This window comes from Virgibacillus sp. AGTR (genome assembly GCF_016919725.2).
In the GTDB taxonomy this organism is placed as follows: domain Bacteria; phylum Bacillota; class Bacilli; order Bacillales; family Amphibacillaceae; genus Virgibacillus; species Virgibacillus salarius.
On sequence record NZ_JAJERH010000023.1, the window covers coordinates 43,969 to 56,579 of the forward strand.

The following is a 12,611-nucleotide window of genomic DNA, read 5'->3' on the forward strand; positions in this document are numbered from 1 at the left end:
GAAGCCTAGTGAGGAATGGAAAGTGATACTTACCTTCATTTGTTCTTTATTAACTCAGTAGTTCCGGTGGGTTAGAATATGCTGACTCTGAATTGTCCCCTAATAATCCAAGGTAAAGAACAATTGGATATATTTAAAATACTATATCTATAAAAGAAACCAAAATGTAATACTAACGTTTGGTTTCTTTTATTTTAAATCTAGATGCTATGGAAAACGATGACTAAATGGTCTTTCTAATAAAGATTAGCTTAACCCTACCATTACCCTCGATCACTCACCGTATCACCAACCATTGCCCCTTCTTCACCCTTCTTTTTACTTGTTAAAGAAAAAGCGGCAAACAGTAAGGATACAATCACAAGTGCGCCACCGAAGTAAGCTGCATTGGTAACTGTTCCAGTATGATTTAATACGAGTCCCCCAGATGCGGACCCGATAGAAATGCCGATTTGCAGTGCAGAGTTATTGAAGCTTTGCTGAATGTCGGATGTTTCCGGATCTGTATCAATCAAATAGCTTTGTTGTGGTGGAGATAGACTCCAGCTCAGTGCTCCCCAAATCATCATCACGGGGATGAATAGAACAAGGGAGAAGGTCGTTAATGGTAATAAGAATAGCATCGCAGCAAAGGTCGTGATTACGAAAATGATACTTTTCTGCGGACCAACCGAATCAGATAGGTACCCTCCAAATGCTCCTCCGCTAACTGCTGCAATTCCAAATAATAGATAACAAATACTTATCCAATATGCATTCATATGGAGCTCAGTCTCTAGAAATGGTGTGAAGTATGCATACAGCGTATAATGTCCTGCTAGCATAAATACTGTTGCCAAATGGGCACTACCAATTTTCAAGCTAGCAACAGCTTTTAACTGTTGTTTGAGTGGAACTGCTTTTCTACCTGGAATTTGTTCTAAGAAGATGGAAATAAGCACAAACGAAATAATAGATAAAATGGCAATGCCAAGGAAAATCACACGCCATCCGAAGTTATCGGAAATGAGTATTCCTAATGGCACACCCATGACAAGGGATGAACTAATCCCCATATAGATAAGTCCAAGCGCCTTTGCTCGATGTTCTGTTGTAACAATCTTGGCAGCAATCGTTAACGATAGTACTACAATCAGTGCTGTACTCATCGCACTTAAAACCCTTGCAATCATCATAAATGTAAAATCAGGGCTGAAATACGTCATGATATTACTGATGAAAAAGATACCTAAGGAAATAAGGTATACTTTTTTACGCTCCAATTTACTTGTTAGAACAAGTAATACTGGACCAAAAACTGCATAAATAAGTGCGAAAACGGTAATAAACTGTCCAGCAGAGCTAAGAGAGGTATTTAAATCCTCTGCAATCGTAGGAAGTATTCCACCAACGATCAGTTCAACAAGTCCAACCGCAACAGTGGATAATGCTAATATAAAAACTTTTATATTCATATTCTGTTTTTCGTCCTTTCTCATAGATAGTTACTTAGGAAACAAAAAAATCCTGATTACAAAAAATGATAGACTCATTTTCTGTAATCAGGATTTTATGGTTCCTGGTAGAGACCCCCAAGCCATATTCTTGAGGTTATACAGTGTACGATTTATTTTTAGTGAACACTTAAATAGTTTACTAGGAGTTAGAGAAGTTTTCAAGTGTAAGATTATTCTAGTATAATTTTAATTAGTATGGATGGAAAAGAGAATTAAGCGCATAGAACGCGTTTAAATTGTCTAATCAACGTGACGATAATATAAGCGGCAAATAAAATAATTAGAGAAATGTATACATAACGTAACGAACGATACAAGTAATTCTACAATTACATCGATTTGGTTAGTATAGTGAAAGGGCTGATTAGAATGTTCTATCCTTTAGAATTACAAAATAATACGTTGAATATTCCGAATTTTGAGGTTGAGAAAACTACATTTAAAGATCTAGGTTTAAGAGAAGCTCAATTAGAGGAATTTTTAGCTTCTAATCTAGAATTGTTAGTAGAAGATGATGAAAATTTATTATTAGTCGGACAACAAGTTCGTAATATAAGTAGTGGACGCACAGATTTAATAGCTGTTGATGAAAATGGAAATCTTGTGTTAATCGAAATAAAACGTGATCTGGATGACATTAAATCTCGAAAAGAGCCTTTTTAATTTCAGGCGATCAGATACGCAGCGACTCTTGCAAAGATAAATAATGTGGAAACGCTGGTAAATAAAATTTATGCACCATACATTGAGAAAAAAAGAGAGATCTCACAACAAGGACTAACTGCCGTAGAACAGGCTCAGCGTAATTTGAATACATTCTTGGAAAGTAACGAATCAAAAGGAATATTTAACAAAAAGCAGAGAATCATTTTAGTAGCTTCACAGTTTGATGATCAAACTTTATCTGCGTGTGCATGGTTGAGTAACAATAATGTTGATATCTCTTGTTTTACAATTGAACCACTCAAATTTGCAGATCAACTTTTTATTGATTTTACTAAGATATTGCCAGTACAGAGGAATGAGGATTTCTATGTAGATTTGGCAGAATCTAATAGTAGTATTAAAAGGGATAATTCAAATCGAATAAGTAAAAAAAGATATCTGCCTAGAATGAAGGAACTATTTGAGTGGGGGATACTATCACCAAATCAAAAAGTATCTATTAAAAATCAAGATAATTCAGATGCAACTGTAGTAGATGAAAAAACGGTTTCATTTAATGAGAATATAATGTCTTATAATCAATGGGGAAAAGTTGTAACAGGCTGGAGTGCAATGAGTGTATATGAATGGATTATTCCAGAAGGACAAACAAAAACGCTTCATGAACTTCGTTTAGAAAGATTAGATAACAGACAGTGGGATTAGTGAAAAATTCTAGATAAGGATAGTAAGCGTTTTTTTACTCCAACAACGCTTCTTACCTGTAAATATGAAAATAAGCATTGGGAGGTTAATATCAATGCTTATTTTTTTCCTCTTATTTACCACGGTGAACCGTACCTCAAGTAAAACCGATATTTGTTTTATATTATAGAAAATTTATGGTAAATGAAGGGGAAATATTTTGTGTTTTGTTTACATGCTCACCAATCAAGGAAAGAACTAAATTTATAAAGAAAATATGAAGCCATACCTGATTCACCTATGGGGGAATAATTCCAAGTTGACTTTGGTCATACCAAAACATAGAAAACTCATGATACTAAAGAAGTAAAGCTCAACTATATGGCCCTTGTTTCATCTCATTCTTAATATAAATACAAAGAATGTTTACACAGATCTAATGAACACACTTTGAAACGTTAAGGGAAATTACTAGTTAATATAAGTTGTTGTTATTTTTTTAGGGAACTCATTTACATTATCTGCTATAAACAAGGTATGTATTTGTTTTATTTATGTTATAGTTAGAATAAATTAATTATAAAGAAAATTCTATAAAGGGGGAATTGGTTTGGCTCATGAGATAGAATGTATAAACGTGAGCAAGGTATTTCAAGGGGATGGTATCAGTACATTTGCTTTAGATAATATTAACTTACAGTTTAAAGAAGGAGAATTTGTATCAATTGTTGGTCCTTCAGGCTCTGGTAAGTCAACTTTACTTAGTCTGTTAGGTGCGTTAGACCTTCCGACTAAAGGAAAAATAAATTATGGAAACAATCCAATAAATAAATTAAGTCAGAAAAAACTTGCTGATTTTCGATTTAAAAATATTGGATTTATATTTCAACAATTCCATCTATTACCTTATCTTACATCTATAGAAAATGTTATGGCTCCATTATTTTCACGCAAAATAAGCTACGATAAAAAAGAGCGTGCAGAAGGATTGCTATCTCAAATAGGTTTGGAAGATAAATTTAATTCATTACCCTCCCAGCTCTCCGGTGGACAGCAACAGCGTGTGGCAATTGCTCGTGCTTTAGTTAATGAACCAAATTGGATTCTAGCAGATGAACCTACTGGAAATCTAGATACTTATACTGGTGAAATTATTTTTGATCGTTTAATTACTCTGAATCAAGAAAAAGGGTGCGGTGTAATTTTTGTAACACACGACCCGAATTTAGCATCACGAGCAGAGCGCATTATTAGAATGAAAAATGGGAAGCTAATCAGTGATACTAGGAGTGAGTCTTATGTTTAGGTTCATTTGGAATTCCTGGTGGCGTAACAAGGAACGCTTCTTATTATTGATTATTGGCGCTCTTATCGTAAGTATTGGTCTTAGTTATTTAGTGGGTATTACCCAAGCATCAAACGCAACAATAGTGGATGAACTACAACAGAGATGGAAATCATCATACCACATTGTTGTACGTCCGCCCGATTCTCGTAGTGTGACTGAAGAACAAAACTTATTAGAGCCAAATTATCTCAGTGGACTTTCTGGTGGTATAACGCTCAACCAATACAAAGAAATTAAGAAAATGACAGATATTGATGTAGCAGCTCCTATTGCTATGATGGGATATATGCAAAATTCTACTCAACTTAATCAAGTTAACTATTCAGAACCAGGTATTTATCGTATGACAATAAAAGAAACAACTAATACAGGTGTTAAACAGGAAGTAGATGAAAGTAACATTTATTTTACGGTAAATTGGGATGTCCCAAAAGATACAAGTGAATATGGTGTTACTAGATTTTTAGGGGATTTATCGTATGGAACGAATGTATTAATTGCAGGTATTGATCCGAAAGCAGAAGCGGAACTAGTAGGTATTAATCATGCAATTGTGAATGATAGTGAGTATCTTAATGAGAAAGATTCTGTTAAAGCTGAAGAAGTCATTGATGGAATTAAGACAAATAAAATACCGGTCATTATAAGTAACCAAGAATATGTAGACGGTAAAATTAATTATACAATTGAAAAACTCGAACTACAGTTTGGAGATGACCCTACTTCTGTAATGGAAAAAATTAAGGAAAAAGGTGGGAAATCTTATTTAGAAAAAGTTGCTGGGACTGAAGTTGATCAATTTAACTATACCACTAAGGAAGCCCATCAAAAAGTTGTCAAGCAAATTAGTGACAATATTAATTCTAAAGATTCTAGCTGGATGCCGTATAAACCCTCTTCAGTAAATTACCGAGAAGTAACTAGCCCATACGTTGAAAGGTGGCCATTTGCTTATGAAGTAGAGCCGTATATTGTACCAGAAGATTCATTACTTGCTGTTAATTATGCCTATCGTCCAATATCTATGTTTGGTGACGAAAGTTCTTCTTGGCCGAGAATTCAATTAGACTTTAAAGGGGTATTTGATCCAAGTAAATTAAATGTATCCAAAGATCCTTTAACAGAACTACCGATGGAAACTTACTTTCCTTCCAAAGCGCAATGGGTGTTAGATGATAATGGGAAACCAATTAATCCTCCAAAAAAAATGAAACCATTAAATAATCCATACGGTTTTTTAACAAAGCCACCTTTAATGCTTACTACACTGCAATCTGCTGCCGAAATATTAGGAGATGAACCCATATCTGCAATTCGTCTGAAAATAAAGGGTGTAAAAGAATTAAATAAAGAAAGTGAACAAAAGCTACAGGCAGTTGCGAAAAGAATAGAAGATAAAACAGGTTTGTTAACTGATATTACCTTAGGATCGTCTCCACAACCAGCACTCACCCATATTCCAAAAGTAGGAAATGAAAAGAGTATCGGTTGGGTGGAACAGCCTTGGATTAAACTAGGATCATCTGTAACCATTTTTCAGGAATCTAAAGTAGGGATGTCGGGTGTTATTGCAAGTGTTATTATTGTGGCAATTGTATATGTGTTTTCATCAAATATTATTATGATGTATGCAAGAAAAAAAGAGTTTGCAGTCTTGCTTTCCATTGGGTGGAGACCGAATCAATTAAGCAAATTACTCTTTATTGAGGCAACACTAATTGGTTTATTTGTGTCGATAATTAGTTGGCTTATTCTTGGGCTGATATATGTAATGCATGATATACAAACATCAGCTATTCGCTTATTTCTTATTGGCATAATGGGTATTACTATATATGTAGCGGGGGCTATTATTCCTGGGTTATTAGTGAGAAAGGTTCCTCCATTTGAAACGATGAAAGCGGGAGAAGTATCCACTCATAAAAGACATTTATTTAAAACTAAAACAATTCTTAGTATGAGTTTCAAGAACCTGCTTACAAAGTGGAAACGAAGTATTTTATCAGTAATATCTATCGCATTGCCAACAAGTCTGTTAATCTTCTTCTTGTTTGTCACTTTTCATTTACGTGGAACTATGTTTACGACATGGCTAGGTGAGTATGTAGCATTAGAAGTTGGGATGATGCATTATGTAGCGATGGGCGTTGCAATTGCAATCGCTATTTTAACTACCACGGAAATTATTTGGCAAAATGTAGCGGAAAGGCAACCTGAACTTGCGGTTCTTAAAGCAGTTGGATGGCAGAACAGAACAATTCGATTGTTAGTGCTAATTGAAGGTGCAATAAGCGGATTAATTGCTGGGTTGCTTGGAATAATTTTTGCCTTCGGAATGGTATGGGGAATATATCATCAGTTTCCAATTGAAAGAATACCATTCTTTCTCCTTACTATTTTTATTCCAATTACTACCGGCATAGTAGGGGCAACATTACCAGCAAAAAAAGCAGTAAAAATACAGCCTTATGAAGGGTTGACTGGTGGTGTTGTCAATTCAAAGAAAACTGAAAAAAATTTCCGGTATGTGTTTAGCACAATGGGTATTTGTCTATTTATAGGTATTATTGCTTTGTTGGCGCAAGCGATCCCTGATGTACAAGAATCAACTAATAATAAGCAATCAAAAGCTTCAGATGTGAAGGGAACTTCGGGAGAAGTTAAAGAAGTTTTTTCATCTGACCATAGCCAATCGGAAATAGATACAACTATAGAAAAATCTAAAAAAGAGTCTTTGCAAAGTATAGTTAAAAGTGCAACAAAGGTTTTTCATTTAGGTAAAACCTATCAAGATGGAGATAGAAGGTTTACTTTTACATTATTGGAGGAGGCTCCAACAGATATTGAAAAGAAAAGTGAGGATACAAAATTCATAACTATATCCTCTGAATTAGTTAGAGATAAAATACCTTTAGCAACGGTTATTGATTATCAACCGCATATAACGTACCGCTTGGTTGATGACAAAGGTTTCGAATATGAGCCAGTAGATTATCAAGTTTTAGAGTCAGAAAATTGGAAGGGAAGAATACGATTAGGATCACCTGGAAAAGTTAAGTTGTCACTGACTTATGAGGTACCTAAAGATACTAACAATTTGATATTGAAAGGTTTTCACAGATTTTGGGCAAAATCAGGTATTCTTGTGGTAAAGATGACTGGTAAAGTAGAGCAGGATTAAAAATATAGCATAAAATGAATCTCCAATGATATTATAATAGGCTGGTTCTTGTCCAGCCTTTTTAGGTTTATAGAACAAAGATTAAGACTAATATTATGTATATTTTAAGTAGAAAGTCTTTAATTGATTATGTAGATCGTCATAGTTATCCAAGTTTTGTACTAAAGCCATGTTCGTCCGTGCATTCAATTTTTTTAATTTGCATTGTGTTCTACTATTAATATAATTAAATTCCTTTAAATTTTTAAATATATTATCAAGTTTTTGCAACCCATATTTACTGAAAAGGAAATAAACTAATAGAAAACCTTGGTTATATATTTCATGACCAGATCTATAGTCAAGTTTGTTTAATTCTGATAAGGATAAGAGAGTATAGCCAACATCCTTTAGAACTTTTTTTACATAATTTTCCGAATTACTCGCAGAAAAATTAATAGAATTACCTTTAAATATAAAAGATTTTTCTAATAGAACAGCTAGTCCTTCTTGTAGCCACAGTGAAGCATTATCATTAGTGATATTTGAAAGCATTTTATGTGATAGTTCATGAGTTAGCATTTGTAAAAAAATTTTTGTCTTTTCTTTCGTATAATGGGGTACCAAAATTTTAATAGATTCTTTTTCTTCACTCCAACCGTACGTTGTAAAACAGGGTATGGAAGTTGAGATTTGATCTAAAGTGCTAAATATTTTAATTTTAACCTGATTTGGATTCCATTTAAATAATTTATTGTAATTATCTATAATTCTATTGCCATAATTTATTGCTAATAAAGCCTGGTCATGAACGTCTTTAAAGTATTTTACGTCTATATTCTGGCTTTTAACATTTAAAAAAGGGTAATCATCTAGTATCCATTTACTATGAGAACTATCTTTTACTATACGGTATACTACACTATAATCTTTAACCCTTCCAGACGGTCTAGTAATTTTTAAATTAAAATATAGCAGTCCCTGCTTCTTATTACATAGTTTAATTTTATGGACCGAAGTTTCAAAAATAAAGAACTGCTTTTTTTGAGCTACTACTTCCTCCATCCATCTATGTTGCTCCTCGTAAAAAATAGAGTTTAAAGAATTCTGGAAACTCATAAATGTATCGATATCATTATTGTTTATGCTTTTTATTAAACCAGAAAAGTGTTTTTTAATCTTGTATTTAACTTGTTTTCTCTTTGTAAATAAATTCAGAAGCCATCTTGCAATAATATAAATCCATATTCTTTTTACCATTATTTAGCATTCCTTTCTCTAAAAATAAGACTGCCGACTTTTTTATCGGCAGTCTTATTTTTGCTTGCTCGTCAGACGGATTTAAAAAGTTAACAGGGACATTCTGCAACAAATTCTGAGCATACTGTGCCATCACGCCCATCATATACTTCTCTGCACAATGCATCTCTCTTGAAAATTCTAAAGCAATCATAGTCATAACAGCAATAATCTTTACTCTTACGAAACGCAGCATCTCCACATGGTACATATTGCATAATCTTCACCTCCTATTGAGGAATTATATTAATAGTTTTATTAAAACTACTAAAAACTAAGAAACATATTATATATAATTATTGAATGTTCAAACTATTAAAAGAGAATCTTAAGGGGAAAATTGTTAATTGTCAAGATTTGATTCAGGTATCCCTTACTATAATAGTTATAAAAAGTGAATTGCTTTATATGGAACTGGAGTAGCATTTTCTGCAATATAATTGTGATTTATTTTTACAAAAGCTGGCATAAACTTGAGTTTTAAAGTTTTGTATAGTGACTGATTTACTAGGTAGACCCTAAAAGAATTATTGTATAACATTACTAATTCTTTCGCTTTATCAACATCTTGTTCCTTAAAAATAACAAAGTAATTATCTTTTTGGTTACTGTTGAAGAATTCTTCAAAGTTAATACTACATTGAAGACAACTTTTATCCAAAAAAACTAAAATACTATCATTGTGAACCAAATTGTGTAGTTCAATATAAGAATTATCCCAAGGGTCCTTAAGTATTAGATTAGGAATTTTAATGCCTTGGGCAAACCCACTAGAATTAATATTTAATTCTCGCTGCTCAAATCTTTTTTCTACAGAATCAATCCATTTCTTATATTTAGACCACCAAGTAAGTAATCTATACAGTAGGTAGATAACCATAACAAGGCATATTAAAATTAAAAAACTGTTTATAAAATTAAAATACAATTTATCACACCACACAGTAATTTATTTACAATTCTTACATTTCATTTTATACTATTATTTAAAAGAGTCAACCTATTCTGAAAAAATATTGGAGTGTAATATTTTGCGAACTAAACAAATTATTTCATCTTTATCCTTCAGTTATAAAAGTGTATGGGGTGTTAGTAGAATAGGTCTAACGGTAATTCTAACTACCAAAATTATTCTAGGATTTCTACCTTTACTTAGTGTATGGCTTTTTGAAAATTTATTTGATAGTATTTTGGCTGCTGTAAAGGAAAATGCATTTTCTATAGAAATTATGTTATATCTAGCGGGTCTAGCGGGGACGGTATTTTTTGCTTTTGCATTTAACAAGTTTACAGATATAGTAAGGAGTATTTTAATCTATAAATTTGAAGTGAAAATGAAAGGAAAACTTTTTAATTCAGCTAAAGATATATCGTATATTAACTATGAAGATCCACGATTTCAGAATAGTTTTTTACGTGCTTTTACTGGACAAAAAAATATTATCAGTGTGGTTGATAGTAGTACAACTATTATTCAAACTACGATTTCCCTCATATCTGTCTTAATATATTTAATAAATATTAGCAAATATTTTTTAATTCTTTTATTTGTAATGGTTATTCCATTAATCTTTATTGAAACTAAATATGGCAAACAAAGATTTAATTTATCTAAAGGGTTAGTTGAGAGAGGACGTAAGGAAAATTACTTTGAAAGTTTATTAATAAGACGTGAATCCTTAAAAGAAATTAGAATAAATAATCTTGAGAACTTTTTTATCTTAAAATGGCAAACAAGTTATATAAAAAACGCAAAAGAAAAAATAAAACTTGATATCAAACAAACAAAGTGGTTATTTCTTGCAAATTTACTTCTTTTCATTTCATTTATTGGTTCAGGTACCTATGTATACTATTTAATGGTAAATGGATTATTAACAATTGGTGCATTAGCAGCTGTTTTACAAGCTATACAAAGATTACAAGGAATAGTCCCCAGTTTTACAGGGAGTTTATCAAATTTCTATGAGTATACTTTGCATGTAAGAGAATTTATAAATTTCCTGCCGCCAATTAATAAATGCATTGAGGAAAAAGAGACGATTAATTCATTGGAGTCAATCGAAGCTACCAACTTAACGTTCTATTATCCAGATAAATTAGAGCCTAGCCTTGACAATTTAAATCTTAGTATTAAGAAAGGGAAGAAAACTGCTATTATAGGAGGTAATGGGGCGGGAAAAACCACTCTAGTTAAGTGTTTGACAGGTCTATATGATACAAATGATATGATAAAAATAAATACTGAATATGATATATCAAAAATTATAAAAAAAAGCTATTGGGATAAAATTAGTGTGCTTTTTCAAGATTTTAATAAATACGACCTTACAGTGAAAGAAAACATCGGTATGACTAATCTTGATAAGTTAGAGAATAAGGAAGCAATCGCTAAATATATGAAATATACAGGTTTACATACTTACGTAGAAAAATTACCTTTGAAATATAACAGTGTACTTGGAAGGCTATTCAATGGTGGCCAAGAATTATCTGGCGGGCAGTGGCAAAAATTAGCAATAGCAAGGGCTTTATTCAAAGAAGGGGATATTCTTTTTTTGGATGAACCAACTTCTGCACTCGACCCTGAAAGTGAGCTATTTGTAATTGAAAATCTTTTTGAAGTAATCGGAGATTTAGGAGTTGTTTATATTACCCATCGTATCAATGTGGCCATGCTCGCAGATGAGATAATTTTGATGGAAAACGGTAGAATAATTGAACAAGGATCACATGAAAGATTAGTTAAACAGAGGGGAAGATACTTTGAGCTTTACAATAAGCAAATTGAACAACTAAAAAAGAGGAGGGGTGGTGTTTCGGTTGGGTGATTTTTTTATTTCTATAGGTAGTTATTTAATTTCGATTATTTTTATTGCTTCTTTTATTGATAAGATAACAAATTGGAAAATTTTCAAAGTAAAGGTAGAAGAATATAGAATAATACCAAATCGTTTAATTAAACCTTTAAGTACAATTTTTATGGCTACTGATGCTTACATAGGTTTTATGTTTTTATTAAAAGAAATAGGTCTATTGAATATACTGTTATTAGTTTTCATATTGATAGTATATACTACAGCTATATTAATTAATTTGTTTCGAGGTAATATTTATATTTCTTGTGGATGTGGTGGCGTTCTTGAAAGCGACAAACTATCTACCTTACTTGTATATCGTAATATAGTATTGATAATTTTAGGTATTTCTTTGTTGAAAATGAATGATTTTCTAAACATTAACTCGGACAGCTACATTGTTCTTCCTTTTTTAGTTTCTATAGCAATCCTATTATTATATGGTGTCGCTAAAGTATTTATCGAACATAATATAATGATTAGAAAGTTACGTGCTAGGTTAGTATATTTTGAAGAATAACAGGGGGAGTTTATATGATCATGGATGTTATGATAACGGTGATTCTCGTCTTACTTATAGCAGTTCTAGGTATTCTTTATTACATGTTAAAATATAACAGTAATTTTCTAAAACAGATTCAAAGTATAAAGGGGATTCAATTTAATACATTGGATATAGGTGAAGAATCTCCTCTCTTTAGAGTGATGGATGATAATGGGAAAAAAGTTATTGCAAAACAGTTATTCTATAATAAGAATACTTTAATATTATTTGTGAATTCTAAGTGTCCAATTTGCAAATCAATTTTAGGTAAAGTGGACTTAATAAATGATAATTACGATCTTAACATAATTGTGATAAATAATGATGAGTCTTTAGATGATTCGCTAATTAAAAAGTTATTACCACTTTCCATCACTTACATTAGATCAGTTTATATAACGACAGCGTATCATGTCTATACTACTCCAATGGGAGTTCTTATAGAAAACGGGAAAGTTAAACAGTACAGTAAAATATCGGATTTTTATGTACTTAATAATATGTTGGTTTCTGAGAAAGGAAAACAAATAGCAAATTAAACAATTAGTTAATCATA

Annotated in this window: 11 protein-coding genes and 1 riboswitch; of the genes, 7 read left to right on the forward strand and 4 right to left on the reverse strand. The window is 32.0% G+C overall.

Annotation, left to right across the window (positions count from 1 at the left end; genetic code table 11):
- Positions 1–263 precede the first annotated feature (263 nt).
- Positions 264–1,454 carry an MFS transporter gene (locus JUJ52_RS10605; protein WP_228088939.1) on the reverse strand — a complete coding sequence of 397 codons (1,191 nt, stop codon included), beginning with the start codon at positions 1,452–1,454 and terminating at the stop codon, positions 264–266.
- 64 nt (positions 1,455–1,518) lie between these two features.
- Positions 1,519–1,618, reverse strand: a riboswitch (purine riboswitch).
- A 247-nt stretch (positions 1,619–1,865) separates the two neighbouring features.
- On the opposite strand from JUJ52_RS10605, the gene JUJ52_RS10610 reads away from it, so the two are divergent.
- The 4 genes from JUJ52_RS10610 (at position 1,866) to JUJ52_RS10625 (ending at position 7,375) form a co-directional block, all read left to right on the forward strand.
- Complete coding sequence (locus tag JUJ52_RS10610) at positions 1,866–2,159, forward strand: PDDEXK family nuclease (protein WP_228088940.1); 294 nt, start codon at positions 1,866–1,868, stop codon at positions 2,157–2,159.
- Positions 2,160–2,204: 45 nt separating this feature from the next.
- On the forward strand, positions 2,205–2,867 hold the full coding sequence (locus tag JUJ52_RS10615; protein ID WP_228088941.1) for a hypothetical protein: 663 nt from the start codon (positions 2,205–2,207) through the stop codon (positions 2,865–2,867).
- Between the two features lie 589 nt (positions 2,868–3,456).
- The gene (locus JUJ52_RS10620; RefSeq protein WP_166530268.1) at positions 3,457–4,152 is read left to right on the forward strand and encodes an ABC transporter ATP-binding protein; all 696 of its coding nucleotides are present in this window, start codon (positions 3,457–3,459) and stop codon (positions 4,150–4,152) included.
- On the forward strand, positions 4,145–7,375 hold the full coding sequence (locus tag JUJ52_RS10625) for an ABC transporter permease (protein ID WP_228088942.1): 3,231 nt from the start codon (positions 4,145–4,147) through the stop codon (positions 7,373–7,375). The genes JUJ52_RS10620 and JUJ52_RS10625 overlap by 8 nt, the downstream gene beginning before the upstream one ends.
- Before the next feature lie 93 nt (positions 7,376–7,468).
- On the opposite strand, the gene JUJ52_RS10630 is transcribed toward JUJ52_RS10625, so the two are convergent.
- The 3 genes from JUJ52_RS10630 to JUJ52_RS10640 all read right to left on the reverse strand — a co-directional run bounded on the left by JUJ52_RS10630 (position 7,469) and on the right by JUJ52_RS10640 (position 9,581).
- Positions 7,469–8,419: a hypothetical protein gene (locus JUJ52_RS10630; RefSeq protein WP_228088943.1), complete on the reverse strand. Its 951-nt coding sequence runs from the start codon at positions 8,417–8,419 to the stop codon at positions 7,469–7,471.
- Positions 8,420–8,540: 121 nt separating this feature from the next.
- Entirely contained in the window at positions 8,541–8,864 is a 324-nt protein-coding gene (locus JUJ52_RS10635; protein ID WP_166530265.1) for a hypothetical protein, read from the reverse strand.
- A 174-nt stretch (positions 8,865–9,038) separates the two neighbouring features.
- Positions 9,039–9,581, reverse strand: coding sequence for a hypothetical protein (locus tag JUJ52_RS10640; RefSeq protein ID WP_228088944.1), 543 nt, complete (start codon positions 9,579–9,581; stop codon positions 9,039–9,041).
- 103 nt (positions 9,582–9,684) lie between these two features.
- Here JUJ52_RS10640 and JUJ52_RS10645 point away from each other — a divergent pair, with 103 nt between their 5' ends.
- The 3 genes from JUJ52_RS10645 to traF are packed head-to-tail and all read left to right on the forward strand — an operon-like array spanning position 9,685 to position 12,594.
- Positions 9,685–11,484: an ABC transporter ATP-binding protein gene (locus tag JUJ52_RS10645; protein WP_166530263.1), complete on the forward strand. Its 1,800-nt coding sequence runs from the start codon at positions 9,685–9,687 to the stop codon at positions 11,482–11,484.
- On the forward strand, positions 11,477–12,031 hold the full coding sequence (locus tag JUJ52_RS10650; RefSeq protein WP_166530262.1) for a MauE/DoxX family redox-associated membrane protein: 555 nt from the start codon (positions 11,477–11,479) through the stop codon (positions 12,029–12,031). Before JUJ52_RS10645 ends, JUJ52_RS10650 begins: the two co-directional genes overlap by 8 nt.
- Before the next feature lie 14 nt (positions 12,032–12,045).
- Positions 12,046–12,594 (forward strand): conjugal transfer protein TraF, encoded by a 549-nt coding sequence (gene traF / locus JUJ52_RS10655; protein ID WP_166530261.1) that lies wholly within the window; start codon positions 12,046–12,048, stop codon positions 12,592–12,594.
- Positions 12,595–12,611 lie beyond the last annotated feature (17 nt).